This window comes from Pseudonocardia sp. T1-2H (assembly GCF_038039215.1).
Classification (GTDB): domain Bacteria; phylum Actinomycetota; class Actinomycetes; order Mycobacteriales; family Pseudonocardiaceae; genus Pseudonocardia.
Window position 1 is genome coordinate 4,515,309 of record NZ_JBBPCL010000001.1, and the last position, 26,164, is coordinate 4,541,472.

A 26,164-nucleotide genomic window follows, 5' to 3' on the forward strand; every position below is an offset into this window, starting at 1 on the left:
ACCGCGCCGGCCGGCCCGGCGCTCAGAGGGGCAGGACCAGGGCCTTGAGCAGGCGGTCGATCTCCGCGGCGGGGTCGGCGGTGAGCCCGGCGTGCACCGGGCCCGGGCGGACGACGGTGCTGCGCGGCGCGGTGAGCCGGCGGAACCGGCGTCCGATGTCCTCCCCCGCGCCCGGTCCCGACGCGGCGAGCGCGCCGTCCGTCCGGCGGTCCGAGCGCGGGGGCTCGGGCACGGCGCAGACCGCGGCGGCGACGTCCAGGAGCGCGGCGATCGCCTCGGTGTCCGCGTGCGGGTCGAGGGCCCGGACGCGGGCGACGTCGACGTGGGTGCGCCCGCCGAGGTAGTCCAGCCCGCGGCAGTAGAGCAGCACGCCGACGTTCACGGACTCGCCGCGCTCGGGCCGGGGCACGGCCTGCAGCAGCGCGTACTCATAGGTGTGCAGGGTGCTCGCCGAGGTCGTCATCGCGGGAGCCGCCCGGCGAGCCAGGCCGGCGGGTTCGGCGCCCGCGTCGCCGGCCGCGCCCGGCCCGCCGCGGCCGTCTCCCGCACGCCGGGCAGCCACAGGTCCCGCGCCGCGACCCGGGCGGTGAGGATGTCCACGTAGGCCTCGCGGACCTCGTCCGGGTCGTCGAAGCCCGGCTCGTCGGTCAGCCACAGATCCGGGACGGCGGCGGCCGCGGCGCGCACGGCCGCGGGGGTGACCAGCGGGGCGAGGGCGGAGTCCGCCGCGTCGAGGTCCGGGTCCGACCCGAGCAGCACGTGGTCCCGCGCGTCGTAGGGCCGCGCCGCGACGGCGGCGGGGTCGGCGAGCGCGGCCTTCCAGCCGTGGTGGAACGTCAGCGTCGCGCCGTGGTCGACGAGGTGGGCGGCGCGGTGCCAGAGCAGCATGTTCGCGTTCCGCCAGGAGCGGTCGACGTTGCCGACCAGCGCGTCGAACCAGAGGACGCGACCGGCGAACTCGGGCCCGGGATCGAAGGCGAGGGGATCGAAGTCCAGCGCGCCGGGCAGGTAGTCCAACCCGAGGTTGAGCCCGCGCGAGTTCCGCAGCAGGTCCTGGACCTCGTGGTCCGGCTCGGTGCGGCCGAGCGCCGGATCGAGCTCGACGGTGACGAGCTCCGGCACCGGCAGCCCGAGCGTGCGGGCCAGCTCGCCGCTGACGATCTCCGCGACGAGGACCTTGCGACCCTGCCCGGCGCCGTGGAACTTCACGACGTAGGTGCCGAGGTCGTCGGCCTCCATCAGCCCGGGCAGCGACCCGCCCTCACGCAACGGCGTGACGTAGCGGGTCGCGGTGACGTGGCGCAGCACGCGATCCCTCCCTCCGCTCCGGGAGCCGGAGCCGGCGGGCCCGTACGGGCCCGCCGGCCATGATCCCGTGCCGCGCCGGCCGATCACCGGGCGGGACCGCGATCCCGGATCGATGGTCGAACGATGAACGAGCCATCGACGCCACCGGCGCCCGACACGGCACGCCGCCACCCGGCGGGTTCCGTGGGTCGACTCACAGGGACGGCACGGCGACGACCCGGTGGCGGACCCTCGCCACGGTCGCGTGGTGACGGAGCCCGCCGGCCGGGGCCGGCCGGGAGAATCGTGCGGGACGGAGCTGCACGGGCGCGAGCGTGTCGTGACACGACCCTCGCCGCGGCGGCGCGCGGTGTCAGTCGCCGCGCGTGGTGAACAGCGAGTGCGTGTTCTCGTCACCCTCGGGGGCGGGGCGCCGTCCGGGCAGCTGGCGGGAGCGCAGCGACGCCATGCCGACGGCGGGCGCGCCGCTGCCGGGCGTCTGCACCTGCACGGGACCGGTCCGGGCCGGGGCGGGCTCCGAGGCGAAGCCGAACTCGTCGACCTCCGCGGTGCGGGACGCGACCGCCCCGAACCCTGCGGTCTCGACGTTGTGCTCGGCGATCCGGACGGCGGCGGTGCGGCGCTCCGAGGCGCGCAGGGCGCCGCTCGCCCCGGTGCCGTTCGCCCAGCGCTGGGCCGGCGCCACGGGAGTGTCCTGGGTGACGACGATCGGCGCCGGCGCCGGCGGCTCGGTGACCTTCCGGTCGAAGATCAGGTGGTCCAGGCTGTAGCGACCCGGCCCGGTGGCGGCGATCCCGAGGCAGACCGCGATGATCATGCCGACGAGCTCCCAGCCGCCGTTCTTCACGAAGATGCCGTGCGGGGCATGGACGAAGTAGATCGCGCCGGCCATGACGAAGGAGATCGCGCCGCTCGCCCAGGTCACGAAGATGCCCGAGGCCAGCAGGAGCGAGCCGACCAGCTCCGCGACCAGCGTGAACGCGGTGGCCACGATCGCGATCGGGATCCCGAAGTTGCTGAAGGCCCCGATGGTCTTGGTGAACCCCGTGCCGATGAACGTGTCCCAGACGTGGGCGAGCATCACGAACGAGACGAGCAGGCGGGCCGCGAGCAGCAGGACGTCGCGGGCGGGAGCGGGCAGCGTTCTGAACATCGGCGAGCTCTCCTGACGGTGATCGACTAACTCCGTTGGGCCACGACGCTAGCCCGAATCCGAGCCCTCGCAGGTCCGAACGGCGGCTTTGCGGTGATGCGCCGGTGAGGCGCGACGAGCAGCACATCCGCGCCACTCGTGTGAGTAACGCACGATCGAGCAAACGGTTACGGACCGTTCGCCCCTGCTGACCCTCCGCTGGGCGTCGATCATGACCGCCGGTCCCTCGCCGACGGCCGGAGAACCCCTATCCGCAGGTGGCAGCCCCTCAGGCGGGCCGGATCTCCCGCCACTGCTTCGTCGCCTTCCGCCCGGTGCCGATGTCCGCGAGACCACGGAGCGCATCCACGTGGGCCGCGCCGGTGGCGATCGTGACGCCCGGGCCCAGCGCCCCGTCGACCAGCGACGGATCCGACGAGGGCATCCCGTCGGGCCGGACGAACGCGATCTTGTAGAGCGTTCCGACGGCCCGCAGCTTCACCCCGCCGCCGAACCAGTACCACGGACAGGTGACGTCGGTGGGCTCGTCGCGCGCGACGTCTCGGGTACCGCTCCAGCACACCGTCTCCGGCCGCCGCACCGCATCGGCACCACGCTCCGTGGTGGTGCTGTCCACACCTGCGCAACCCACACCTGCGCAACCCACACCTGCGCAACCGCCTGTCGGGAGGGGCATGATGTCGCCCGTGTCCTCAGAAGCAGCTGCTGCAGAGCATCTCGACATCACCGCCACTCCGGAGTGGACCGCGCTGACCGAGCACCATGCGGCCGTCGAGCCGTTGCACCTGCGCGAGCTGTTCGCGGAGGACCCCGGTCGCGCGCAGGTCATGACGACGACCGGAGCGGACCTCGTCCTGGACTGGTCCAAGCACCGCGTCACCCGCGGGACGCTGCCGCTGCTCACCGCGTTGGCCGAGCGCGCCGGGCTGCCGGACCGGATCCGGGCGATGTTCTCCGGGGAGCACATCAACACCAGCGAGGACCGGGCCGTCCTGCACACCGCGCTGCGGCTGCCGCGGGACGCGTCGCTGACCGTCGACGGGCAGGACGTCGTCGCGGACGTGCACGCCACGCTCGACGCGATGGGCGAGTTCACGGACAAGGTCCGCTCGGGCGAGTGGACCGGCTCGACCGGCGAGCGCATCCGCACAGTCGTCAACATCGGGATCGGCGGCTCGGACCTCGGGCCGGTGATGGCGTACGAGGCGCTGCTGGACTACTCCCGGCGGGACCTCCGGTGCCGCTTCGTCTCCAACATCGACCCGACGGACCTCGCCGAGGCCACCCTCGACCTGGACCCGGCGACGACGCTGTTCGTGGTGTCGTCGAAGACCTTCACCACGCAGGAGACGCTGACCAACGCGCGCAACGCGCGGACCTGGCTCGTCGAGGGGCTGGGTGACGAGAAGGCCGTCGCCCAGCACTTCGTGGCGGTCTCGACGAACGCGGAGAAGGTCCGCGAGTTCGGCATCGACGAGGCCAACATGTTCGGCTTCTGGGACTGGGTCGGCGGGCGCTACTCGGTGGACTCCGCGATCGGGCTCTCGCTGATGATCGCGATCGGCAAGGAGCACTTCGCCGAGTTCCTCGCCGGGATGCACGCGATCGACGAGCACTTCCGCACCGCCCCGCTGGACGCGAACCTGCCGGTGATCGCCGGGCTGCTGGGCGTCTGGTACACGAACTTCTTCGGCACCGAGACGCACGCCGTGCTCCCCTATTCCCAGCACCTGCACCGGCTGCCCGCCTACCTGCAGCAGCTGACGATGGAGAGCAACGGGAAGTCCGTGCGCGGCGACGGGTCCCCGGTCACCACGGCCACCGGGGAGATCTTCTGGGGCGAGCCCGGCACCAACGGGCAGCACGCCTTCTACCAGCTCCTCCACCAGGGGACCCGGCTCGTGCCGGCGGACTTCATCGGTTTCGGGCAGCCGAACCACGAGCTCCCGGGCGAGGGGGACGCGGACATGCACGACCTGTTCATGTCCAACCTCTTCGCGCAGACGGCGGCGCTCGCGTTCGGCAAGACGGCCGAGGAGATCGAGGCCGAGGGCACCCCGGCGGACGTCGTCCCGCACAAGGTGATGCCGGGCAACCGGCCGACGTCGACGATCCTGGCCGAGAAGCTCACCCCGTCGGTCCTGGGCCAGCTGATCGCGTTCTACGAGCACGTGACGTTCGTCGAGGGCACGATCTGGGGCGTCGACTCCTTCGACCAGTGGGGCGTCGAGCTCGGCAAGGTGATGGCGAAGCAGTTCGGCCCCGCGCTCTACGGGGACGACCCGGACATGTCCTCGCTCGACGCCTCGACGAGGGCGCTGATCGAGCGGTACCGCGCGTACCGCGGGCGTTCCTGACGTTCCTCGCGAGCGCGGGCGGGCCGGCGCGGCCACACTGGTGATCGTGCCGTCCACCCGCCGCCTGTCGCCCAGCATCGTCGTCCCGGGCCCCGTCGTCGTGGTGCTCGCCGGGATCGCCGGTTGGCTGATCTACTCGGCGTTCACCGGGACGGGGCCGGGTGCGGACGACGGACCGGTGCTGGCCGAGGCCGTCGCCGCGCGCTCCCCGAGGCTGACGGGGCCGGCCGTCGCGATCACGACGCTCGGCAGTACCGCGGCGATGGCGGTGCTCGCGGTCGTCGTCGGGCTGGTGCTGTGGGTGCGGCACCGGCGCGCGGAGGCCGTCTTCCTCGTCGGAACCATGGCCTCGGCGAGCGCGGTGTTCACGCTGATCAAGAGGATCCTGGACCGGCCGCGCCCACCCGTCGCGGACCAGCTCGTGTCCGCCGGCAACGAGTCCCTGCCCTCCGGGCACGCGACGATGTCCATGGCCGTCGTCGGCGCGCTGGTGGTGCTGGCCTGGCCCAGGCTGACCCCGGGGCTGCGGCTGGCGGCGGTCGTCGTAGCCGGGTCCTGGATCGCCGCGGTCGGTTTCACCCGGATCTACCTGGGCGTGCACTGGTTCAGCGACGTGCTCGCGGGCTGGGCGCTGGGGGCCGCGTGGCTGGCCGTCTGCACGACGGCGCTGATCGTGTACCGCCACCGGAGGGTCGCGGTGCACTAGGCGGGTTCAGCACCCTCCTACACCTGCTCCCTGCTGCACCACCACGTGCTCCGGCCGCCGACCGTGCCGTGCCGCATCTGCGCGCCGCAGCGGGGGCAGTGCCCGTCGACGTGCCGATGCTCGATGATCGTCCCCGTGTGCACGCCACCCTTCTCCATCGCGGACCGCAGGGACCTCTCGAGGCTGCGGTGGAGCCGGTCGAGCTCCGTGCGGGTCAGCTCGTCCGCCTTCGCCGCCGGGCTCAGCTTCGCCTGCCACAGCGTCTCGTCCGCCAACAGGTTCCCGACGCCGGCGAGCACGCTCTGGTCCAGCAGCCGCGCCTTGACCGCCGTCCGGCTGCGGGCGATGCGGGTACGGAAGTCCGCCGCCGAGATGTCCTCCGCGTCCGGGCCCAGCCCGTCGAGGTTCGGTTCGAGGCGGACGCGGCCGAGCCGGCGCTTGTCGAAGAGCCGGAGCTGTCCACCGTCGGCGAAGTTCATGGTGAAGCGATCCCACTCGGCCTTGCGCGGTTGGCGGTCGGGGCGTTCCGGTCCGCCGCCGGTCCGTTCGCCCGCGGAGTCGGTGACGATCAGGCGCCCGCCCATGCCGAGGTGCACCCCGAGCGTCGGGCCCTCCGTGCCGTCCCGGTTCTCCGTTTCGCACCACATGGTCTTGCCCCGGCGATGCGCGACGGTCAGCTTCCCGCCGACCAGCGCCTTCGCGATCTCACCGGGCGGGTGCGGACGGCACACCCAGTCGTCGTTGTCGTCGATGGCCGTGATCTCGCGGTCCAGCGCTCCCAGGAGGACCTGGCGGGCGTTCTCCACCTCGGGCAGTTCGGGCACGAGATCGGAGTCTGCCTCCGCGGCGGAACACGCGCGCGCCGAACCGGTGTTGAGCCCGGCGTGACACGCATGCGGGTACGGGCTCCGGAGCTGCGCGGACGACGGTGGCTGAACACCGGCGGCAAGGACCTCTCCCTCGCCGAGCTGCGCGGGAAGGTCGTCCTGCTGGACTTCTGGACCTTCTGCTGCGTGAACTGCCTGCACGTCCTCGACGAGCTGCGGCCGCTCGAGGACGAGTTCGCCGACGTGCTGGTGACGGTGGGCGTGCACTCCCCCAAGTTCGTGCACGAGGCGGATCCCGGCGCCGTCGAGGCCGCGGTCGAGCGGTACGGCGTGCACCATCCGGTGCTCGACGATCCCGAGCTCGCGATGTGGGACGCCTACGCGGCGCGGGCCTGGCCGACGCTCGCGGTGGTCGACCCGGAGGGGTATGTCGTCGCGCAGCTGGCCGGCGAGGGACACGCGCACGGGCTCCGGGTGCTGCTGCGGGAGCTGGTCGAGGAGCACACGGCGAAGGGGACGCTGCACCGCGGCGACGGGCCGTACGTCGCGCCGCCCGCCCCCGCGACCGCGCTGCGGTTCCCCGGGAAGGTGGTCGCGCTGGCGGACTCGTTCCTCGTCTCGGACACCGCGCACCACCAGCTCGTCGAGCTCGAGGCGGACCTGACGACCGAGCGCCGCCGGATCGGGACGGGCTCGCGCGGCCGCCGCGACGGGGGCGCGCCGGAGTTCTCCGAACCGCAGGGTCTCGTGGTGCTGCCCGCCGGCGTCGCGGCGGGGGTGGGCTACGACGTCGTCGTCGCGGACTCGGTGAACCACGCGCTGCGCGGCCTGCGCCTCGCCGACGGGCACGTGTCGACGCTGGTGGGCACCGGATCGCAGCTGCGCGAACGCCTCGAGGTGGGCGGGACGTCAGCTGAGCTCTCGACGCCCTGGGACGTGGCGTGGTGGGACGGCACGGTGGTGGCCGCGATGGCCGGGACGCACCAGCTGTGGTCCTTCGACCCGCACTCCGGTGAGGCCCGGGTGCTCGCCGGGACGACGAACGAGGGCCTGCGCGACGGGCCGCCGGAAGACGCGTTCTTCGCGCAGCCGTCCGGGCTCGCCGTGGCGGGCGAGACGCTGTGGGTGGCGGACGCCGAGACGTCCGCGCTGCGGTCGGTGGTGCGCGCGCCGGCCGCCGGGGCGGCGGTGACGACCGCCGTCGGGCTCGGGCTCTTCGACTTCGGTTTCCGCGACGGACCCGCGGAGGACGCCCTGCTCCAGCACCCGCTCGGCGTGGCGGTGCTGCCGGACGGGTCGGTCGCGATCGCCGACACCTACAACGGCGCCGTCCGCCGCTGGTCCCCCGCCGACCGCACGGTGACGACCCTGGCCCGGGATCTCGCCGAGCCCAGCGACCTGCTGGTGGACGGGGACTCGCTGATCGTCGTCGAGTCCGCGGCGCACCGGCTCGTCCGGCTGCCGATCCCCGCGGGCGCCCGGGTGGACGCCGGGGCCCATCGGGTCCGCCGGGCCCGCACGGACCTCGCGCCGGGCCCGCTCGACCTGCGGATCGCGTTCACCCCGCCCACCGGCCAGCACCTCGACACGCGGTTCGGCGACCCGACGTCGTTGACGATCGCCGCGTCCCCGCCGTCGCTGCTGCGCTCCGGTGCGGGGACCGCGGCCGGGCTGGAGCGGACCGTCGAGCTCGGCGCGGGCGAGGGCGTGCTGCAGGTCAGCGTCGCGGCCGCCGCCTGCGACGACGGCGACGGGGTGTTCGCCGCCTGCCACCGCTACCAGCAGGACTGGGGCATCCCCGTCCGGGTGGTCGACGGGGCGCCGGGCGAGCTGGTCCTGGACCTGCGCGCCGTGTGACCACCACCCGGGAGCGACATCGCCCGTAGCCGGTCCGCTCTGGCGATCAGGGTGCCGCCGGGACCCCGGTGAGGACGAGGAACGTGCCGTCCGGCAGGGGCGCGCGGACGACGAGCGGCTCGGCCGAGCCTTGAGGACGGTGGCGGCCGTCGCGGCGGACAGGATCTCCCGGGTCCGGACGGTGAACGGGCGGGTGCTGCCGTCCGGGAGGGCGGCGTCGACGACGTCGCCGGGGCGCAGGTCCTGCACGGGGGCGGCGTCGTCGAGGTCGAAGACGGTCCGCGACGCGCCCGGCCCGGGGAACAGCGGGAACTCCGACGGCCGGCTGAGCGTGACGTGCCGGGGTGCGGCCTGCGCCGCGGTCGGTGGCGTCGTGGTCGGGGCCGCGGTGGTGGGGGCGGCGGTGGTCGGGGCAGCGCTTGTCGTCGGATCCGCGGACGCCGGACCCGTGATCGTGGGGTCCGCGGTCGACGGAGTCTCCGTCGTCGGGGTCGCCGCAGCGGGATCGGTCGCAGCCGGGCCGTCCGCCGCGGGCTCGGCCGCCGCCCGGGTGCCGGGAACCGCGTCGCCGGGTACCGGGGCCGCCGCCGCGGGTGCGAGCGCGGCCGGCTCCGGGTCGGTCACGGCACCCGGCTCCGCCTCGGACGGGTCGTCCGCGGCGGTCGATCCTCCCGCCGGGGCGCCCGTCACCGCTCCCGTGGAAGCGGGCTCGGCCGGGGGCACGTCGTCCACCCTCATCCCGCTCGGATGCACGGCGGCCGAGTCCCGGTCCCCGCTCACGGCCGGCCCCCCGGCCGCGACGGCCACGGCGGCCGTCTGCGGTTCCGGCGGGAGGTCCGCGCTGGGTGTGGGCAGGGGTCCCGTCGGCAGCGGTGCGGGCGGGGCCTCGAAGATCCGCAGCCGGGGTGTCGTGGCCGGCACGGGAACGGGGCTGAAGGGCAGCACCCCGGCTGTCCGCAGGCCGCCGGCGGCCGGGCGGGTGGCGCCGAGGTAGTCGTCGCCGCGCCAGCGGTAGTAGGCCGTGCGGACCGGCTGGCCGAACGTCGGCGCGTTCACCATCCGGCCGTCGCCCAGGTACATCCCCACGTGGTGCACGGCGTCCGGCGTCCCGTAGAAGAGCAGGTCCCCGGGTTGCAGCGGCGAGCCCGTGGGCACGTGCGGGCCCGCCCCGAACTGCGTGTGCGCCGTCCGCGGCAGCCGGATCCCGGCCGCGGCGTAGGCGAACGCGGTGAGGCCGGAGCAGTCGAAGCCGGCGTCGCCGGCCGTCGGCCCGTCACCACCCCACTGGTACGGCAGCCCGATCTGGGCCATCGCGACCCCGAGCGCGACGGCCGCCCGGGCGTCCGGCAGCGAGTCCGTGAACTCGACGGGCACGGGTGACGCCAGCGGGGCGCGCTCGGCGGGCGACCCGCGGGCGGCGTCGAGCGCCCCGGGGAGCGTGCGGTGAGTCCCGGGCGACGGGACGGCCGGCCGCGGCGTGACCCGGGTGTGGTCCGGCGCCCCGCGGTCCTCGATGACCCGCCCGGCGGCCGAGGGCACCGATCCGAGCACGGCGAGCCCGATCAGCGCGGCCGCGAGCCGCACCCCGAACGGCTTGATGAAGGGGGCGGTGAACCGGCGGGGCGACGGGACGTCCGGGCGCCAACGGTACGGCGCCGGGCGTTCCGGGCCCGCGGGCGCCGCGCAACCGACGGGCAGCAGCACCTGCTCCGCCGGGCGCGGGGCGGGGATCTCGAACGGCTCCACGGCGCGCCGGGGCGACGGGATGGCCTGCGGCTCGGCAGGCCGGCGCGGCGCCGGCACCGCGCCGGCCTGCACGACCGTCACCGGCTCCGCGGAGGTCGATCCCGTCGGTGGCGCGCCCGGCAGGGACGAGCGCGGTTCGGCCGAGAGGAGTTCGGCCACGGAAAGACCCGTGCGGTGCCGGCCCCGCACCGCGACACCCACACGCGCCCCGGTCCGGCGCGAGAGATCGCGCACCGTCATCCCTGGTCCCCCGCCAAGCTCGTGCCCACCCGTTCGACAGAGCCTCCTCCATACAGCGGGCTACGCACACGGCCCAGAAGGGGGACCCCCGGCCGGGGAGGGGCCGATCATGTCCGTACCAGGCGAGAACCGCCTTCGCCCGCCGATGACCGTCACCCGACGGGGCGAGCCCCAGCTTGGTGAAGATCGACGAGATGTGCTTCTGGACCGCTCCCGGGGTGATCACGAGCGCCCGCCCGATCATGTCAGGCCGAACCATGCCACCCGGCCTGGGCGCGGAGCCCGCGTCGACCCAGCCGGTGGGCCGCAGAACCGGGGGTGGGGCCGGCCCCACCCGCGTGTGATCCGATAGCGGCATGTCGTTCGTCGAGCGGGCCGACGCGGGCCCCGTACGCACCCTGACCCTGGCGGACCCGAAGCGCCGCAACGCCCTGTCGGTCGAGATGCGCGTCGAGCTGCGGGACGCGCTGGTCGCCGCGCACACGGACGACGCCGTCCGGGTGGTCGTGCTCACCGGCGCCGAGGGGTTCTTCTGCGCCGGCGGGGACATCTCCACGATGAGCGACGACGAGCAGCTCGGCGTCTACCGGCTGCAGGTGATCGCGGAGCTGGTGGAAGCCCTGGTCGAGGGGCCGAAGCCGGTGGTCGCCGCCGTCGAGGGTGGCGCCTACGGGGCCGGGCTGTCCCTCGTCGCCGCCTGCGACCACGTCGTCTCCGCCTCGGACGCGAAGTTCTGCGCCTCCTTCGGCGGGATCGGCCTGGCCACCGACGCGGGCCTCGGCTGGACGCTGCCGCGGCGGATCGGCCAGGGCCGGGCGAGCGAGATGATCCTCTTCGGCGAGGTCGTCGGGGCCCCGCGGGCCGCGGAGATCGGTCTCGTGGAGCGGCTGGCCGAGCCGGGTGGTGCGCACGCGCTGGCGGTGGAGCGGGCCGAGCTGCTGGCCCGTCGGTCGCGGCCGGCGCTGGCGGCGTCGAAGGCGTTGTTCGCGGCGGGCCACACGGACCTGCGGCAGGTCCTCACGGCGGAGGCCCGGGCCCAGCGGACGTTGTTCGTGGGCCCGGACTTCGCCGAGGGGGTCGGTGCCTTCCGGGAGAAGCGGCGACCCCGGTTCGAGGCGTGACTCCCCGGCTGGCTCACGGCGCCTTCCGCGGGCCCCGGATCAGCCGCCCGGGCAGCGCGTCGGTCTCCACGCCGCGGGTGTAGGTCTCCTGCCCCGCGACGATCGTGTGCTCGTACCCGTCGACCCGCTGCAGCAGCCGCCGGCCTCCGGCCGGGAGGTCCGCGCGCATCTCCGGACGGTGCAGCCGCATCCGGTCGACGTCGATCACGTTGAGGTCCGCGCGGTAGCCCGGCGCGAGCACCCCGCGGTCCCGCAGCCCGACCGCCCGGGCGGTGTCCCGGGACTGCCGCTGCACGACGAACGACAGGCCGAGCCGCGCGCCGGCGCGGTCCCGGGTCCAGTGCTGGACCAGCGTCGAGGGGAAGCTGCCGTCGCAGATCGTGCCCACGTGCGCGCCGCCGTCAGAGAGCCCCGGCAGCGTGTGCGGATGCACCAGCATCTCGTGCAGGTCGTCCAGGTTCCCGTGCGCGTAGTTGGCGCTGACCAGGTAGAGCATCCCGCCGGCGGCGACGATGTCGTAGGCGAGCTGGACCGCGTCGACCCCTTCGCGCTGCGCCCGCGCCGCGAGGGACTCCGACACCGGCGGCTCGTAGTTCGGCGGGTCCGTGAGCTCGTACATCAGCTCGTACTTGTGGATGAGCGTGCCGCCGAGACGGTTGCGCTCCTTCTCCCGGGTCTGCGCGGCGAGGATCTCCGCGCGCAGCTCCGGCTCACGCATCCGATGGGCCTGCTCCTCCGGCGTGAGGTCGGCCAGGCGACGCCAGACGGGGTTGGTCATGAACGGGTTCAGGGTGTTCCGGAGCCCGAGGATCATGCCGACGGGCCGGGCCGCGACCTGGGCCCGCATCTCCAGCCCGTCCGCCCATGCCCGTTCGAGCATCGCGAGCACCTGCTTGTGCCGCCCGGTGTCCTGCGGGAACTGGACCAGGGACACCGACAGCGGGCGGCCGGACTCCTCCACCATCCGGCGCAGCAGCGCGAACTCCTTCGCCGGGTCCGGGAAGTCCGTGACCAGCTGCAACACCCCGGTTCCGGTCTCCCCGACCGCCTTCGCGATGGCGATGAGCTCGTCCGCACCGACGTCGTAGGACGGGGTCAGCTCCCCGTCGATGCTCTTGTGGTTCAGCGTGCGCGAGGTGGAGAAGCCCAGCGCGCCGGCCTGCACCGCGGCCTTGGCGAGCTTCGCCATCAGCGCGATCTCCTCGGGCGTCGCCTCCTCGTACGCGGCGGCCCGGGCCCCCATGGCGTGCACGCGCAGCGCGGCGTGCGGGACCTGGGTGGCGAGGTCGACGTCGTGCGGGCGGGCCTCGAGCGCGTCGAGGTACTCGTCGAAACCGAGCCAGTTCCAGGCGAGGCCCTCGTGCAGGGCGACGCCGGGGATGTCCTCGACGCCCTCCATCAGGTCGATCAGCCGGTCGTGGTGCTCGGGCAGGGCCGGGGCGAACCCGACGCCGCAGTTGCCCATGACGACGGTGGTGACCCCGTGCCAGGACGACGGGTGCAGCCGGGACTCCCAGGTGGCCTGCCCGTCGTAGTGGGTGTGGATGTCCACGAACCCGGGGGCGACGACCGCGCCGGCTGCGTCGATCTCGCGGGCGCCGGCTCCGGCGACCCTCCCGACCTCGACGATCCGGTCGCCGGTGACGGCGACGTCCGCCGTGCGCGGTTCCCCGCCGTTCCCGTCGATGACGCTGCCACCCCGTACCACCAGGTCGTACGTCGCCATGGAAGACCCTCCGTCGCGGTCGGTCGATCCGTTGTAGCCCCGGAACTGTCGGTGGGGGAAGCCACACTGCCCCCATGACCACCGAAGAGAGCAACCGCATCAACCGAGCAGGCGTCCGCTTCACGATCGTTCCGCGCGGCGCCTACTCCCTCGCCGAGTCCGGGATGTTCGGCCGCGGCGAGCGCCGCGGGGACTGGCCCGGCTCCGGGGCCTACGCGCCCGAGGAGGGCGTGCTGCGCCTGGCGTTCCTGCTCGACGACCTGCGCACGCCGGTCGGCGTGGCGCTCGTCCAGGACGGCGCTGGCGTGCACGGCTCGGTCAGCGGGCTCGATCCCGGCGGGGACGTCGGACCGGTCCGGGACCAGGTGGCCAGGATGCTGTCCCTCGACGGCGACGGGGCCGGCTTCGAGGCCGTCGGCGCGCGGGATCCGCAGGTCGCGAGGCTACTGGCCGCCGCGCCCGGGCTGCGGCCACCGCTGTTCGCCTCCCCCTACGAGGCCGCGGTGTGGTGCGTGATCGCGCAACGCTGGGGAACCCGGCAGGCCGCGGCCGCGCGGGAACGGCTGTCCCGGGAGTTCGGCGCAGTGGTCGACGCGGGCGGTGTCGGGACGGCCGTCGTGCCCACGCCCGCGCAGGTGCTGGGGGCCGAGAGCCTCCCCGGCCTGCCGGCGGTGAAGCAGGAGCGGCTCCGGGCCGTGGCGCAGGCGGCGAGCGAGGGGATGTTCGAGCCGGTCGCGATCCGGGACGGCGATCCGGACGAGGTCCGGGCCCGGCTGCGGCAGGTGAACGGGATCGGCGAGTTCGCCGCGTCGCTGATCTACCTGAGGGCCTCCGGGGTCACGGATGCCCTGGTGGACGGCGAGCCGCGGCTGGCCGCGCTGGTCGGGGCGCTCTACGGCCTCGGCGGACCGGCGTCGCCGGAGGACCTGGCGGGGATCGCCGAGTCGTGGCGGCCCTTCCGCACCTGGGTCGCGGTGCTGGTCCGGGCCGCGGGCCGGCGGCTGCCGGAGTTCGCGGACATGCCGGAACCCGCTCCGGCGCCCCGGCCGCGGTCCGCCGGCCGCAGCCGCGCGCCGAGGCCGCCGGGCGTTTCACCGCTCGATCCGCCCCGGGCCCGGCTCGCGCTGATCGGCTGAGCCGGGTCAGACCGCCTCGTCGGCCAGGAAGTCCAGGACGGTCCGGGTGAAGACGTCGTTGTCGTCGCCCGCGACCATGTGGCCGGTCGCGGAGACGTCCACGTGCCGGGCGCCGGGGATGAGCTCCAGCAGCTCGGCGACGCCCTCGTCGCTCACGATGTCGGACTGCGCGCCCCGGACCAGCAGCGTCGGCACGCTGATGGCGGCGGCCGCGGTGGTGGCGCGTTCGTACGAGGTCGAGCGGCGGGGCTCGGACTCGATGCGGAGGAAGGCCGGGTCCCAGTGCCAGTACCAGCGCCCGTCCTCGCGCAGCCGCACGTTCTTCCGCAGCCCCTCGGGGCTCGGGGGGCGCTTGCGGTGCGGGTTGTAGGCGCGGACGGCCTCGGCCACCTCGTCCAGCGAGGCGAAGCCGTCCGGGTTCCCCCGCATGAACGCGATGATCCGGGCGACGCCGTCCGGCTCCACCCTGGGCACGATGTCCACCAGCACGAGCGCGCGGGCGAGATCACCCCGCTCGCCCTGGCCCACGAGGGAGGTCATCCCGCCCATCGAGGCGCCGATCAGCAGCGGCGGTTCGGGTGCGTCCAGTGCGGCGACGACCGCGGCGAGGTCCGCCACCAGGCCGTCCGTGCCGTAGTCGCCGTCCGGGGCCCAGTCGCTGTCGCCGTGCCCGCGGGCGTCGAGGGCGATCGAGGTCCAGCCGTGCTCGGCGAGTGCCGCGGCGGTCCGGAACCAGGAGTGCCGGGTCTGGCCACCGCCGTGCAGCAGGAGCGCGGTGCCGCGGTGGGTGCCGGCGGAGTCCCACCGGTCCCCGACGAGCTTGCCCGCCGCGCCGTCGAACACCACCCGTTCGCCGGGCGGCACGGTGGCACGCGGAGCGGGCGGTGGGTCGTTCGCTTCGGACATGCATCGCACCCTAACGCTCGCCCGCACGGGACCCAGGGGACCAGGCTGTGAGGATGAGCGCGTTGTGGAACGAGGTCGACGAGTACGTGGCGGGCCTGCTGGTCGGCCGGGACGAGGCCCTGGACGGGGCGCTGCGGGACAACGCCGCCGCCGGCCTGCCGCCGATCGACGTGTCCCCGACGCAGGGCAAGTTCCTGCACCTGCTGACCCGGGTCTCCGGCGCGCGGCGGGTCCTGGAGATCGGCACCCTCGGCGGCTACTCCACGATCTGGCTGGCCCGCGGCCTGCCGGAAGGCGGCCGGCTCGTCACGCTCGAGCGCTCCCCCGCCCACGCGGCGGTGGCCCGGGCGAACCTGGCGCGGGCCGGGCTGGACGGCGTGGTCGAGGTCCGCGAGGGCGCGGCGCTCGACCTGCTGCCCGCGCTCGTGGACGCCGAGCCGTTCGATCTCGTGTTCGTCGACGCGGACAAGGAGGCCAACACCGAGTACCTGGGCTGGGCGGTCCGGCTCACCCACCCGGGCGCGACGATCGTGGTGGACAACGTGGTCCGGCAGGGCCGGATCGTCGACGCCCGCGATCCCGAACCGCGGGTCCGGGCCACCCGGCGGTTCTTCGAGGCGCTCGCCTCGGACGAGCGCCTCGACGCCACGGCTCTGCAGACCGTGGGGATGAAGGGGCACGACGGATTCGTGCTCGCGGTCGTCCGCTGAGCGGTCGACCGATCGGTTAGCGTGCGGGGCGATGAGTACATCGACGGAGTCGGCGGCCCGGGCCGGCGACCCGGGGCCCCTGGCGGGGGTCACGGTGGTGGCCCTGGAGCAGGCGGTCTCGGCACCGCTGTGCACCCGCACCCTCGCGGACCTCGGCGCCCGGGTGATCAAGGTCGAGAACCCGCGCGGCGGGGACTTCGCCCGGCACTACGACGACGTGGTGCACGGCCTGGCCGCGCACTTCGTCTGGTGCAACCGCGGCAAGGAGTCCGTCACGCTGGACCTGAAGTCCGTTGCCGGTAGGGACCTGCTGCACCGGCTGCTGGCGGAGGCGGACGTGCTGGTCTCCAACCTCGCCCCCGGGGCGACGGAGCGGATCGGCGTCGGCGCCGCGCAGATGGCGCAGCGGCACCCGCACGTCGTCGCGCTGGAGATCTCCGGGTACGGCACCGGCGGGCCGCTGTCGGCGAAGAGGGCCTACGACATGCTCGTGCAGGGCGAGTCCGGTGCGTGTTCGATCACCGGCCTGCCCGGTGCCCCGGCCAAGCCGGGCCCGCCGTTCGCGGACACCAGCACGGGCCTCTACGCCGCGATCGCCATCCTCGGGGCGCTCTACGAGCGCGGGAAGGTGCGCAGCGCCGACGGCGGCGGCCGGGTCGCGGTGAGCATGTTCGACACGATGGCCGAGCTGATGGGCTATCCGCTCACCTACACCCGGCACAGCGGGGTCGAGCAGCAACCGGTCGGGATGGGCTCCCCCGCGGTCGTGCCCTACGGCGCATACCCGACGGCGGACGGCCGGACGGTGATCCTGGGCACCACGAACGACGCCGAGTGGCAGCGCCTCGCCCGGGACATGATGGGCCGTCCGGATCTCGCGGACGACGAGCGCTACCGTCGCGGCCCGGACCGGGTGGTCCACCGCGCCACGCTGGACGCCGAGCTCGCGGCCTGGTGCCGCACGCTCCCGCTGGCCGAGCTGCAGGCGAAGGCGGACACCGCCGGGATCGGGAACGCCCGGTACAACACGCCGTCCGAGGTCGTCGAGCATCCGCACCTGGCCGCGCGGGACCGGTGGCGGGAGGTCGAGACCCCCGGCGGCACGATCCCGGCGTTGCTGCCGCCGCCGGTCTACGAGGGCCGCGAGCTCAGGATGGGGCCCGTCCCCGGCCTGGGTGAGCACACCGACACCGTGCTGGCCGCGCTCGGGCTCAGCCCGGCGGAGATCATGGACCTGCGGGACCGGGAGGTCCTGTGAGAACGCGAAGTTGCGAGGGAGAGACGTGGACGTCAGCGACCTGAACGACGTGCTCGGCTCGGTGCGGACGTTCATCCGCAACGAGGTCGTGCCGCTGGAGGAGCAGATCGACGAGCGGGACGAGATCCCGGCCTCGATCGTCGCGCAGTGCAAGGAGATGGGCCTCTACGGCTTCACGATCGGGGAGGAGTACGGCGGCCTGGGCCTCTCGGCCACCGAGGAGGTGCAGCTGGCGTTCGAGCTGGGCTGGACCACCCCGGCGCTGCGCTCGCTGTTCGGCACGAACAACGGCATCGCCGGGCACGTGCTGCTCGAGGGCGGGACGGAGGAGCAGAAGAAGGCGTGGCTGCCCCGGCTGGCCTCCGGCGAGGTGACCGCGTCGTTCGGGCTCACCGAGGCGGACGCGGGCTCGGACCCGTCGTCGCTCACGACCACCGCCCGCCGGGACGGCTCGGACTGGGTCCTGAACGGCTCGAAGCGCTACATCACGAACTCGCCGGTCGCCGACGTGATCATGGTGTTCGCGAAGACGAACCCCGACGCCCCGGGCAACCGCGGGATCTCCACGTTCCTGGTGCCGAAGGACACGCCGGGCCTGTCGGTCGGCCCGAAGGACCACAAGATGGGCCAGTTCGGCGCCTGGACCGCGGACGTCTACCTCGACGACGTGCGGGTGCCCGCGAATGCGGTCGTGGGGGGCGAGGAGGGCATCGACAACGGCTTCCTCATCGCCGCGAAGTGCCTCGCGCACGGCCGGCTGCACATCGCGGCCGTCTGTGTCGGGATGGCGCAGCGGCTGGTGCACGAGACCGTCGAGTATGCGAAGACCCGGGAGCAGGGCGGCAAGCCGATCGCCCGGTTCCAGCTGATCCAGGGCCTGGTCGCGGACTCGGTCACGGACACCTACGCCGGCCGCGCGCTGGTCATGGAGACCGCGCGGGCGTTCGACGCGGGCACGGACAAGATCGCGGGCCCGTCTGCGGCGAAGTACTTCTGCTCGGAGATGGTCGGCCGCGTCGCGGACCGTGCGGTGCAGGTGCACGGCGGTGCGGGCTACATGCGCGGCGTCGCGGTGGAGCGCTTCTTCCGGGACGCCCGCCTCTTCCGGATCTACGAGGGCACCAGCCAGATCCAGCAGGTCATCATCGCGCGGGACGCGCTGGGCAAGGCGGCCCGTGGCTGATGGCTGAGTTCCGGGTCGCCTCGGCGGACGACTGGGCCGCGATCTGGCCGATCTGGCACACGGTCGTCGCCGCCGGGGACACCTACACGTGGTCCCCGGACACCACGGAGGAGCAGGCCCGCGCACTGTGGATGCCGCCACCGCCCGCGGTGACCGTCGTCGCCGAACGGGACGGTGCGGTCGTCGCCACGGCCCTGCTCAAGCCCGTGCAGTCCGGTCCGGGCGATCACGTCGCGAACGCGGGGTTCATGGTCGACCCCGCCCGGTCCGGCGGCGGGATCGGGCGGGCGCTCGCGGAGTTCGTGCTGGACGAGGCGCGCCGCCGCGGCTACCGGGCGATGCAGTTCTCGGCCGTCGTGGCCGCGAACGTCCGGGCCGTCGGGCTGTGGAAGTCGCTCGGGTTCGACATCATCGGGACCGTCCCCGAGGCGTTCCGGCACCCGACCGAGGGCCTCGTGGGGCTGCACATCATGCACCGCGCACTCTGAGCACACACGACGACGCCGGGCCCGCGGCGAACGCGGACCCGGCGTCGAGGTGCTCGGGGTGGTCGGCGACCCGGTGGTCGGCGACCCGGTGGTCGGCGACTCAGTGGTCGGCGGGCCGGATGTGGTACTCGAACACCAGGCCGCCGATCGTGATCAGCAGGACGATCATCGCGATCACCATCAGCCAGACGTACAGGAACGCGAGGCCGAGCGCGAACAGCGCCGCGGACCCGGCGACCGCGATGGGCCAGTAGCTGCCCGGCGAGAAGAAGCCGACGTCGCCGGCGCCGTCGGACACCTCGGCGTCCGGGTTGTCCTCCGGGCGCTCCTCGAGCCGCCGGGACACGAACCGGAAGTACGTGCCGATGATCAGCGAGAGGCCGGCGGTGAGGAACAGCGCGGCGATGCCGACCGGCTCGTGGCTGAGGACGGTGTAGACGATCGCGGCCAGGAAGAAGAAGCCGGTGCAGATCTCGAAGATGCGGGATTCGATCTTCATCGGGTGACTCCTGTCCGGATCAGCGGCCGGCCGCGACCGGCTCGGAGGCCGATCGCAGCGTGCGATCCGTCGCGAACGGGTAGGTCGTGACGGCCTGCGGTGCGCACCACTGGCCACAGTTCAGCGTGGTGAGCGCCTCGGCTGCGGTGTAGGGCGCGCCCGTCTGCGGGTTCGTGGCCTTGCGCAGCGCGATGTAGCGGTCGTAGAGCGCCGGCTGCAGCGCACGGACCTCGAAGTTCATCGACGCGTGATAGGTGCCGCAGAGCTCGGCGCAGCGTCCGACGAAGGCGCCCTCGCGCTCGATCCGGTCGATGGCCACGGTCTTGTCCGTGTCGTTCTTGTCCGGCATCGGGAAGACGTCCCGCTTGAACAGGAACTCCGGCACGAAGAAGCTGTGGATCACGTCGTTGGACGAGAGCGTGAACTCGATGCTCCGGTCCGTCGGCAGCACCAGCAGCGGGATCTCGGTCGACGTGCCGATCGTCTCGACGGGGGCGTTCGTCCCGGTGACGTTCTGGCCGGTGTAGTCGAACTTCCAGTTCCACTGGAACGCGGTGACGGCGACCCGGACGTCGGGGTCCGGGTTCGACTTGTCGACGTAGTTCTGCACCTTGACGGTGAAGCCGAAGAGCACCGCCACGATGATCGTGGGGACGATCGTGAAGACGATCTCGACGGGCAGGTTGTACTGCGTCTGCCGGGGCGGGGTGTCGTCGTCACCCTTCTTCTTGCGGTGGAAGGCGACCGCCCAGAACATCGCGCCCCAGGTGATGACGCCCACGATCAGCGCCGCGATCGCCGCCCACGTCCAGAGGGTGCGCATCTGCAGCGACTCGGGGGTGACGCCCACCGGCCAGCCGAAGCGGATGACCTCGTCGACGGAACACCCGGTCAAGAGCGGGACGGCGACGACCGCGAGCGCGGCCAGCTTCGCCACCCGCTTGAACCCCGTGCGGCCACGGACTGCTCCGCGCTCTGCTCGGCCCACTGCTGGCCGCCTCCCTACCGTCGTTCCCGCGCCCGGCTGTGCGCCGGGCCGCGCGTGAAGCTGAAGAACCTGTCCACCTGCGGTTCCGCCGGAACGTCACCACATCGGCCGAGCCCGCGGAACCCGCACTTTCGACCTGGCGTAGAGCCTAGCCGAGCAGATCGGTCGACGGCGCGTCCGGGGTCTCAAGAGGGGACCGCCGCGGCACGCCCGGGAGCGCTTGCGCATACTTGCTCGCTGTGTGCGGCTTGCTGGGACTGCTGACCGCCGGGGCTGACGCGGCCGACCGGACCGGACCGATCGCGGAGGCCCTGAGGTGTCAACGGCACCGGGGCCCCGACGAGAGCGGAACCTGGAACGACAAGGACGTCGTGCTGGGCTTCAACCGCTTGTCGATCATCGATGTGGACGGCTCCCACCAGCCGTTGCAGTACGAGGGTGGGCGCTACACGATCATCTTCAACGGTGAGATCTACAACTACCTGGAGCTGCGCGAGGAGCTGGCCCGCGACCACGGCGCCACCTTCGCGACCGAGGGCGACACCGAGGCCGTCGTGGCCGCCTACCACCACTGGGGTGCGGACGCGGTCCCCCGGCTGCGCGGGATGTTCTCGTTCCTGATCTGGGACGCCGAGGAGCGCCTGCTCTTCTGCGCGCGGGACCCCTTCGGCATCAAGCCGCTGTTCTACGCCACCGGGCCGACCGGCACGGCGTTCGCCAGCGAGAAGAAGAGCCTCCTCCAGCTCGCCGGCGAGCTGGGCATCCTGAGCGACCTGGACCCGGCCGCGCTGCAGCTCTACCTGACCCTGCAGTACGTCCCGGAGCCGCGGACCCTGCACCGCTCGATCCGGCGCGTCGAGTCCGGCACGCACGTCACCGTGCGGCCGACCGGCGAGGTCGTCGAGAAGCGGTACTTCACCCCGAAGTTCCTGTCGCTGCCGTCGCACGCGCCGGCCAGCGCGAAGGCCGAGGCCATCGTGCACGGCGAGATCGCGGAGGTCCTGCGGGACTCGGTGGCCAAGCACATGCGGGCCGACGTGACGGTGGGCGCCTTCCTCTCCGGCGGCATCGACTCGACGGCGATCGCGGCGCTGGCCAAGGAACACAACCCGGACCTGATCACCTTCACCACCGGGTTCGAGCGCGAGGGCTACTCCGAGGTCGACGTGGCGGCGGAGTCCGCGGCGGCGATCGGCGTCAAGCACGTCGTCCGGACCGTGACCGCGGACGAGATGATGGAGTCGCTGCCGCTGATCACCTGGTACCTCGACGACCCGGTGGCGGACCCGGCGCTGGTCCCGCTGTGGTTCATCGCCCGCGAGGCGCGCCGCCACGTCAAGGTCGTGCTGTCCGGCGAGGGCGCGGACGAGCTGTTCGGCGGCTACACGATCTACCGCGAGCCGTTGTCGCTCGCCCCGTTCGAGAAGGTCCCCGGCACGCTGCGCCCGCTGCTCGGCCGGGCGTCGCGGCGGCTGCCCGAGGGGCTGCGCGGCAAGGACCTGCTGCGCCGCGGTGCGCTGTCGCTGGAGCAGCGCTACTACGGCAACGCCCGGATCTTCCGGGACGACCAGTTGCACTCGATCCTGCGCCAGTACGACCCGCGGGTCAGCCACGCCGACGTCACCGCCGAGCACTACAGGGCGTCGGAGAAGTGGGACGCCGTCGCGCGGATGCAGCACGTGGACCTGTTCACCTGGCTGCGCGGGGACATCCTGGTCAAGGCGGACAAGATGACCATGGCGAACTCGCTCGAGCTGCGGGTGCCGTTCCTGGACCCCGAGGTCTTCAGGATCGCCTCCGCGCTGCCGCTGGAGCAGAAGATCACCTCGGGGGCCCAGGGCACCACGAAGTACGCGCTGCGCCGCTCGCTCGAGGGCATCGTCCCGCCGCACGTGCTGCACCGGAAGAAGCTCGGCTTCCCGGTGCCGATCCGGCACTGGCTGCGCGACGAGATGTACGCCTGGGCGCGGGACATCATCCGGGACTCCGACGCGGGACACCTGGTGGACCTGCCGGCCGTGCAGTCCCTGCTCGACGCGCACCGGGAGGGCCCGGTGGACCACAGCCGCCGGATCTGGACCCTGCTGGTCTTCCTGCTCTGGCACGGCATCTTCGTCGAGCGCCGGATCAGCCCGAAGATCCCGGAGCCCGTCTACCCCGTCCGCATCTAGCCCGACCCGCCGGCCTGCTGCCTGCGGGCCCGTTGCCCCGCGAGTCGCGCTCCGGACCCCCACGAGTCGCGCTCCGGGGCCGCGCGAGTCGCGCTCCGGGGCCGCGCGAGTCGCGCTGTCGGACCCCGCGAGTCGCGGTGTACAGACGTGCGAGTCGGCGCCTCCGGACGCGCGAGTCGGTGCCCCCCGACGCGCGAGTCGCGCCTCAGCGACCGACCGGTTGCGGTATGCCCTGCACCTTCGCGCCGCATGCGGAGCCGGCCGGCGAGACCACGGCTCAGGGGTACGACGCAGGTCGAAAGCCCGGTCCCCTGCCGACTGCCCCGGTTCGAGGCGCGCAGCTCCGACCCACGGGGCCCGGGGGCGCGCCGCCGTACAGGCCTCCGAGGAGCGGCGCCTCACCGAACCCTGCGGCCCACCGACGAGCGCCCTTTTCCGCCACCGCGTGCCGGCCGGCCCCTCGCGGCCCTGCACGGTGCTGCCCGCGACGGAGTAAGGACGTGTCGAGCCGCCGCGTCGCCGCGGGTTACTCCGCCCCGTTCGGGTCCGCGCCGGCTCGTCCTGGCGAGCGCGGGATCCTGCAGATCCCGCCCGGGTCCGACTCGAGAGGTCCCCGGCCGCGACTCGCCCGGTCGCAGATCCCGACTCGCGAGGTCCCAGACCGCGACTCGCCCGGTCGCAGATCCCGACTCGCGAGGTCCCAGACCGCGACTCGCCCGGTCGCAGATCCCGACTCGCGAGGTCCCCGACCGCGACTCGCCCGGTCGCAGATCCCGACTCGCGAGGTCCCAGACCGCGACTCGCGGGGTTCCGGGGGCCGACTCGTGGAGTAGGCCGGGCCGGGCTCAGGCGGGGAGGAGGGGGGCGATCTCGTTCGCGGCGTCGGGGCCGTACGCGTCCCGGAGGCGGACGAGTGCGGACTCGCGGTCCAGGCGCCACTCCTGCGGTCCGTCGGTCTCCAGGACCAGCACCGCGACGAGGGAGCCGAGCTGGGCGGCGCGCTCCAGGGACAGGCCGTTCGCCGTGCCCGTGAGGAAGCCCGCGCGGAAGGCGTCGCCGACGCCCGTCGGGTCGACCTTGCCGGTCTCCGGAACGACACCCACCTTGAGCTCGCTGCCGTCCGCGCCGACGATCAGGACGCCGTCCTCGCCCAGCGTGGTGACCCGGGTGCCGACCTTCCCCGCGACGTCGTCGGCGGTCCAGCTGGTCTTCTTGAGCAGGAGCTCCCACTCGTAGTCGTTGGTCAGCAGGTAGGTCGCGCCCTCGACGAGGCGGCGGATCTCCGGGCCCTCCATGCGGGCGAGCTGCTGGGACGGGTCCGCGGCGAACGCGTAGCCCCGGGTGCGGCACTCGTCGGTGTGCCGGAGCATTCCCTCGGGGTCGTTGGCCCCGATCAGCACCAGGTCCAGGCCGCCGACGCGCTCGGCGACCGGCGCGAGTTCTATGTCCCTCGCCCGCGCCATGGCGCCGGTGTAGAAGGACGCGATCTGGCACATGTCGTCGTCCGTGGTGCAGACGAAGCGCGCGGTGTGCACGTCGGAGAACACGTGGACCCCGGCGGTGTCGACGCCGTGGCGCTCGAGCCAGGAGCGGTAGTCCGCGAAGTCCGAGCCCACAGCGCCCACGAGGACGGGCGACTGGCCCAGCACGCCCATGGCGTAGGCGATGTTGCCCGCGACCCCGCCGCGCTTCACCGTCAGGTCGTCGACCAGGAAGCTGAGCGACACCCGGTGCAGCTGGTCCGCGACGAGCTGGTCCGAGAACCTTCCCGGGAAGTGCATCAGATGGTCGGTCGCGATGGAACCCGTCACGGCGATACGCACGGAGGGTCACCTTACGCCGAACAGCACGAACCCCCACGTCGAGGAGAGGTGATCTCCCCGACGCGGGGGTCCGTGTGGAACTACTGGCGGGTGCTCAGTTGAACGAGTCCCCGCAGGCGCACGAGCCGCCGGCGTTCGGGTTGTCGATCGTGAAGCCCTGCTTCTCGATGGTGTCGACGAAGTCGATGACCGCACCCTGCAGGTACGGCGCGCTCATCCGGTCCACGCCGACCTTGAGGCCGTGGTACTCGCGGAACAGGTCGCCGTCGAGGGACCGGTCGTCGAAGAAGAGCTGATAGCGCAGGCCCGCGCAGCCGCCGGGCTGGACCGCGATGCGGAGGTGCATGTCGTCCCGGCCCTCCTGCTCCAGCAGGGTGCGGGCCTTGATCGCAGCGTTGTCGGTGAGCTCGACGCCGTGCGTCTCGGTCGCGGCGTCGCTCTGGACGGTGTTCTCGACGGTCATGACCTCTCCCAACAGCACACGGGGTCAGATCTGTTCCCGACGTCGCCGGGAATCGTGCCGTGTCTCGGCGACCATAGTAGGCGCCCGATCCGGCGGCGGTCAGCCCGGCGGCCGTGACGACGCCGCCCGACGCGGTGATCCGAGTCACCGGCTCCACTGCGTGGCGACGTGCGCGGCGAGCGCCGCGAGGGTCCCCGCCGGATCCGCGAGCGAGGCCTCGACACTCCCCGCGTGTTCCGCCACCGCGTAGGAGGTGTCGACGCCGATCGCCCCCGCCTCGCGCCGTCCGACCAGCACCTGCCCGGCCAGGACCAGGCACGGGACGCCCTGCGTCGCGGCCCTCCGCGCCACGGCGGCGATCGCCGACCCGCGCAGCGACCGCCAGTCGAAGCAGCCCTCTCCGGTGAGCACGAGCCCCGGTCGGCCGTCGAACGCGGCCTCGAGGCCGGATGGCTCGACGGCCGGAAGCGGCAGCACCGTCGTCTCGTCGCCCGGTGCGCCCCGCCCCCAGCCCTCCGCGATCGCCGCCGCCGCTTCCGCCGCGCTGAGCGTTCCGGCGAAGGACGACGGGGCCACCAGCACACGCACGGGCGGCAGGGTAACGGCCCAGCTCAGCCCGTACGCTGTGACCCGTGAGGTTCCTGCGCCGCTCCGACGAGCCGTCAACGACCGTGACCCAGGCCGACGCCAAGCCGTCCGCCGACGCCGACGGGGTGCGCGTCGGGGGAAGTCGGTCGGGAAGGGCCGCCCCACCCCCAAGCGCCGCGACGCGGAGGGCCGCCGCCGCGGACCGGCGCCGGCCCCGCCCCGGACGCAGCGCGAGGCGTCGAAGCTCGCGCGGCAGAACCGCCCGAACAAGGACGAACGGCGCGCACAGGCCGCCGAGCGCCGCCGCCGGATGGATGCGGGCGACGACAAGGTCCTGCTCCCCCGGGACCGCGGACCGGTCAAGGCCTACGTCCGCGACGTCGTGGACTCCCGCCCGCACCTCATGGGCCTGTTCATGCCGCTCGCCGTGGTCGTGCTGATCTCCGTGCTGCTGCCGATCCCCGCGGCGCAGCAGTACCTGAGCCTGTTCAGCCTGGTCGCGCTCGCGGTGATGGTCGCCGAAGGCGTCACGCTCGGGATCCAGACCACCAGGAAGGCCCGCGCGAAGTTCCCGGAGGAGAACATCAGCGGCCTGGGCACCGGCTGGTACGCCTTCACCCGCGCGAGCCAGCTGCGCAAGCTGCGGGTCCCGAAGCCGAAGGTGCAGCGCGGGGCGCAGGTCTGACCCGGGTCTAGCCCTCCTGCAGCGACATCGGGCCGTAGACCTTCTCCCCGAGCCGTCGAGCAGGTCGACGGCGTCGACCCCGGCTTCGCGCAGGTCCTCCCAGGTGTCGCCGAACCACGCCTCGGCCTCGGCCTGGTCGTCGAACTCCTCGGGTGCGTCGGCGGGCGGGGCGGTCTCCGCGCCGCTCGCGTCGAGGTACCTCCATCGGAACGCCATGACCGGGAA

Annotated in this window: 24 protein-coding genes and 2 pseudogenes; 13 read left to right on the forward strand and 13 right to left on the reverse strand. The window is 73.5% G+C overall.

All coding sequences use genetic code 11. The features are described from left to right. Positions 1–22: 22 nt before the first annotated feature. The 4 genes from WBK50_RS22290 to WBK50_RS22305 all read right to left on the reverse strand — a co-directional run bounded on the left by WBK50_RS22290 (position 23) and on the right by WBK50_RS22305 (position 3,077). Positions 23–463, reverse strand: coding sequence for a DUF3037 domain-containing protein (locus tag WBK50_RS22290; protein WP_341337465.1), 441 nt, complete (start codon positions 461–463; stop codon positions 23–25). Next, entirely contained in the window at positions 460–1,308 is an 849-nt protein-coding gene (locus WBK50_RS22295) for a HipA family kinase (protein WP_341337466.1), read from the reverse strand. Before WBK50_RS22295 ends, WBK50_RS22290 begins: the two co-directional genes overlap by 4 nt. A gap of 352 nt (positions 1,309–1,660) precedes the next feature. Continuing rightward, positions 1,661–2,461, reverse strand: coding sequence for a DoxX family membrane protein (locus WBK50_RS22300; protein ID WP_341337467.1), 801 nt, complete (start codon positions 2,459–2,461; stop codon positions 1,661–1,663). Positions 2,462–2,729: 268 nt separating this feature from the next. Beyond that, positions 2,730–3,077, reverse strand: a complete 348-nt coding sequence (locus WBK50_RS22305; RefSeq protein ID WP_341337468.1) for a hypothetical protein — start codon at positions 3,075–3,077, stop codon at positions 2,730–2,732. Positions 3,078–3,147: 70 nt separating this feature from the next. On the opposite strand from WBK50_RS22305, the gene pgi reads away from it, so the two are divergent. After that, entirely contained in the window at positions 3,148–4,818 is a 1,671-nt protein-coding gene (pgi, locus tag WBK50_RS22310) for a glucose-6-phosphate isomerase (RefSeq protein WP_341337469.1), read from the forward strand. 46 nt (positions 4,819–4,864) lie between these two features. After that, a complete protein-coding gene (locus tag WBK50_RS22315) occupies positions 4,865–5,524 on the forward strand; it encodes a phosphatase PAP2 family protein (RefSeq protein WP_341337470.1) in 660 nt (219 codons plus the stop codon). A 17-nt stretch (positions 5,525–5,541) separates the two neighbouring features. On the opposite strand, the gene WBK50_RS22320 is transcribed toward WBK50_RS22315, so the two are convergent. Then, positions 5,542–6,348, reverse strand: a complete 807-nt coding sequence (locus WBK50_RS22320) for an Fpg/Nei family DNA glycosylase (protein ID WP_341337471.1) — start codon at positions 6,346–6,348, stop codon at positions 5,542–5,544. Positions 6,349–6,417: 69 nt separating this feature from the next. Here WBK50_RS22320 and WBK50_RS22325 point away from each other — a divergent pair, with 69 nt between their 5' ends. Next, positions 6,418–8,208 (forward strand): NHL domain-containing thioredoxin family protein, encoded by a 1,791-nt coding sequence (locus WBK50_RS22325; RefSeq protein WP_341337472.1) that lies wholly within the window; start codon positions 6,418–6,420, stop codon positions 8,206–8,208. Between the two features lie 139 nt (positions 8,209–8,347). Then, the gene (locus WBK50_RS22330; protein WP_341337473.1) at positions 8,348–9,202 is read left to right on the forward strand and encodes a hypothetical protein; all 855 of its coding nucleotides are present in this window, start codon (positions 8,348–8,350) and stop codon (positions 9,200–9,202) included. Here the strand turns inward: WBK50_RS22330 and WBK50_RS22335 are convergent. Beyond that, positions 9,178–9,516 (reverse strand): annotated as a pseudogene (locus WBK50_RS22335) (C40 family peptidase); the annotation flags it as partial. The gene WBK50_RS22330 and the pseudogene WBK50_RS22335 overlap by 25 nt on opposite strands. On the opposite strand from WBK50_RS22335, the gene WBK50_RS22340 reads away from it, so the two are divergent. Together WBK50_RS22340 and WBK50_RS22345 are read left to right on the forward strand one after the other, a co-directional pair. Beyond that, the gene (locus WBK50_RS22340) at positions 9,437–9,655 is read left to right on the forward strand and encodes a hypothetical protein (RefSeq protein WP_341337474.1); all 219 of its coding nucleotides are present in this window, start codon (positions 9,437–9,439) and stop codon (positions 9,653–9,655) included. The pseudogene WBK50_RS22335 and the gene WBK50_RS22340 overlap by 80 nt on opposite strands. A gap of 895 nt (positions 9,656–10,550) precedes the next feature. Then, positions 10,551–11,315 carry an enoyl-CoA hydratase/isomerase family protein gene (locus WBK50_RS22345; protein WP_341337475.1) on the forward strand — a complete coding sequence of 255 codons (765 nt, stop codon included), beginning with the start codon at positions 10,551–10,553 and terminating at the stop codon, positions 11,313–11,315. 13 nt (positions 11,316–11,328) lie between these two features. Here the strand turns inward: WBK50_RS22345 and WBK50_RS22350 are convergent, their stop codons facing one another. Further along, positions 11,329–13,041, reverse strand: a complete 1,713-nt coding sequence (locus WBK50_RS22350; protein WP_341337476.1) for an N-acyl-D-amino-acid deacylase family protein — start codon at positions 13,039–13,041, stop codon at positions 11,329–11,331. A 74-nt stretch (positions 13,042–13,115) separates the two neighbouring features. Here WBK50_RS22350 and WBK50_RS22355 point away from each other — a divergent pair, with 74 nt between their 5' ends. Continuing rightward, the gene (locus WBK50_RS22355) at positions 13,116–14,177 is read left to right on the forward strand and encodes a DNA-3-methyladenine glycosylase family protein (protein WP_341337477.1); all 1,062 of its coding nucleotides are present in this window, start codon (positions 13,116–13,118) and stop codon (positions 14,175–14,177) included. Between the two features lie 6 nt (positions 14,178–14,183). Here the strand turns inward: WBK50_RS22355 and WBK50_RS22360 are convergent, their stop codons facing one another. Continuing rightward, a complete protein-coding gene (locus WBK50_RS22360) occupies positions 14,184–15,083 on the reverse strand; it encodes an alpha/beta fold hydrolase (protein WP_341337478.1) in 900 nt (299 codons plus the stop codon). A gap of 53 nt (positions 15,084–15,136) precedes the next feature. Here WBK50_RS22360 and WBK50_RS22365 point away from each other — a divergent pair, with 53 nt between their 5' ends. The 4 genes from WBK50_RS22365 to WBK50_RS22380 are packed head-to-tail and all read left to right on the forward strand — an operon-like array spanning position 15,137 to position 18,722. Further along, entirely contained in the window at positions 15,137–15,793 is a 657-nt protein-coding gene (locus WBK50_RS22365; protein ID WP_341337479.1) for an O-methyltransferase, read from the forward strand. A gap of 31 nt (positions 15,794–15,824) precedes the next feature. Further along, a complete protein-coding gene (locus WBK50_RS22370; RefSeq protein ID WP_341337480.1) occupies positions 15,825–17,051 on the forward strand; it encodes a CaiB/BaiF CoA transferase family protein in 1,227 nt (408 codons plus the stop codon). Positions 17,052–17,076: 25 nt separating this feature from the next. Next, the gene (locus tag WBK50_RS22375; RefSeq protein ID WP_341337481.1) at positions 17,077–18,234 is read left to right on the forward strand and encodes an acyl-CoA dehydrogenase family protein; all 1,158 of its coding nucleotides are present in this window, start codon (positions 17,077–17,079) and stop codon (positions 18,232–18,234) included. Beyond that, positions 18,234–18,722 (forward strand): GNAT family N-acetyltransferase, encoded by a 489-nt coding sequence (locus tag WBK50_RS22380; RefSeq protein ID WP_341337482.1) that lies wholly within the window; start codon positions 18,234–18,236, stop codon positions 18,720–18,722. The genes WBK50_RS22375 and WBK50_RS22380 overlap by 1 nt, the downstream gene beginning before the upstream one ends. 100 nt (positions 18,723–18,822) lie before the next feature. Here the strand turns inward: WBK50_RS22380 and WBK50_RS22385 are convergent, their stop codons facing one another. Beyond that, the gene (locus WBK50_RS22385; protein ID WP_341337483.1) at positions 18,823–19,221 is read right to left on the reverse strand and encodes a cytochrome c oxidase subunit 4; all 399 of its coding nucleotides are present in this window, start codon (positions 19,219–19,221) and stop codon (positions 18,823–18,825) included. 19 nt (positions 19,222–19,240) lie between these two features. Next, complete coding sequence (ctaC, locus tag WBK50_RS22390) at positions 19,241–20,158, reverse strand: aa3-type cytochrome oxidase subunit II (protein ID WP_341337484.1); 918 nt, start codon at positions 20,156–20,158, stop codon at positions 19,241–19,243. Positions 20,159–20,448: 290 nt separating this feature from the next. Between ctaC and asnB the strand changes: the two genes are divergently transcribed. Beyond that, positions 20,449–22,380 carry an asparagine synthase (glutamine-hydrolyzing) gene (gene asnB / locus WBK50_RS22395; protein WP_341337485.1) on the forward strand — a complete coding sequence of 644 codons (1,932 nt, stop codon included), beginning with the start codon at positions 20,449–20,451 and terminating at the stop codon, positions 22,378–22,380. Between the two features lie 845 nt (positions 22,381–23,225). Here asnB and WBK50_RS22400 read toward each other — a convergent pair. The 3 genes from WBK50_RS22400 to WBK50_RS22410 form a co-directional block, all read right to left on the reverse strand. Continuing rightward, complete coding sequence (locus tag WBK50_RS22400) at positions 23,226–24,161, reverse strand: carbohydrate kinase family protein (protein ID WP_341339477.1); 936 nt, start codon at positions 24,159–24,161, stop codon at positions 23,226–23,228. 136 nt (positions 24,162–24,297) lie between these two features. Then, positions 24,298–24,666 (reverse strand): HesB/IscA family protein, encoded by a 369-nt coding sequence (locus WBK50_RS22405; RefSeq protein WP_341337486.1) that lies wholly within the window; start codon positions 24,664–24,666, stop codon positions 24,298–24,300. A 144-nt stretch (positions 24,667–24,810) separates the two neighbouring features. Beyond that, the gene (locus WBK50_RS22410) at positions 24,811–25,254 is read right to left on the reverse strand and encodes a glycerate kinase (RefSeq protein WP_341337487.1); all 444 of its coding nucleotides are present in this window, start codon (positions 25,252–25,254) and stop codon (positions 24,811–24,813) included. A 44-nt stretch (positions 25,255–25,298) separates the two neighbouring features. Here WBK50_RS22410 and WBK50_RS22415 point away from each other — a divergent pair. Beyond that, positions 25,299–25,939, forward strand: a pseudogene (locus WBK50_RS22415) (DUF3043 domain-containing protein). The last annotated feature ends 225 nt before the right edge of the window (positions 25,940–26,164 follow it).

Excerpts from the sequence above, each read along its gene's own strand:
- WBK50_RS22290 (WP_341337465.1), bottom strand. The coding sequence starts at position 463 with ATGACGACCTCGGCGAGCACCCTGCACACCTATGAGTACGCGCTGCTG.
- WBK50_RS22300 (WP_341337467.1), bottom strand. The coding sequence starts at position 2,461 with ATGTTCAGAACGCTGCCCGCTCCCGCCCGCGACGTCCTGCTGCTCGCG.
- WBK50_RS22325 (WP_341337472.1), top strand. The coding sequence starts at position 6,418 with ATGCGGGTACGGGCTCCGGAGCTGCGCGGACGACGGTGGCTGAACACC.
- WBK50_RS22345 (WP_341337475.1), top strand. The coding sequence starts at position 10,551 with ATGTCGTTCGTCGAGCGGGCCGACGCGGGCCCCGTACGCACCCTGACC.
- WBK50_RS22350 (WP_341337476.1), bottom strand. The coding sequence starts at position 13,041 with ATGGCGACGTACGACCTGGTGGTACGGGGTGGCAGCGTCATCGACGGG.
- WBK50_RS22355 (WP_341337477.1), top strand. The coding sequence starts at position 13,116 with ATGACCACCGAAGAGAGCAACCGCATCAACCGAGCAGGCGTCCGCTTC.
- WBK50_RS22360 (WP_341337478.1), bottom strand. The coding sequence starts at position 15,083 with ATGTCCGAAGCGAACGACCCACCGCCCGCTCCGCGTGCCACCGTGCCG.
- WBK50_RS22365 (WP_341337479.1), top strand. The coding sequence starts at position 15,137 with ATGAGCGCGTTGTGGAACGAGGTCGACGAGTACGTGGCGGGCCTGCTG.
- WBK50_RS22370 (WP_341337480.1), top strand. The coding sequence starts at position 15,825 with ATGAGTACATCGACGGAGTCGGCGGCCCGGGCCGGCGACCCGGGGCCC.
- WBK50_RS22380 (WP_341337482.1), top strand. The coding sequence starts at position 18,234 with ATGGCTGAGTTCCGGGTCGCCTCGGCGGACGACTGGGCCGCGATCTGG.
- WBK50_RS22385 (WP_341337483.1), bottom strand. The coding sequence starts at position 19,221 with ATGAAGATCGAATCCCGCATCTTCGAGATCTGCACCGGCTTCTTCTTC.
- WBK50_RS22400 (WP_341339477.1), bottom strand. The coding sequence starts at position 24,161 with ATGCACTTCCCGGGAAGGTTCTCGGACCAGCTCGTCGCGGACCAGCTG.
- WBK50_RS22405 (WP_341337486.1), bottom strand. The coding sequence starts at position 24,666 with ATGACCGTCGAGAACACCGTCCAGAGCGACGCCGCGACCGAGACGCAC.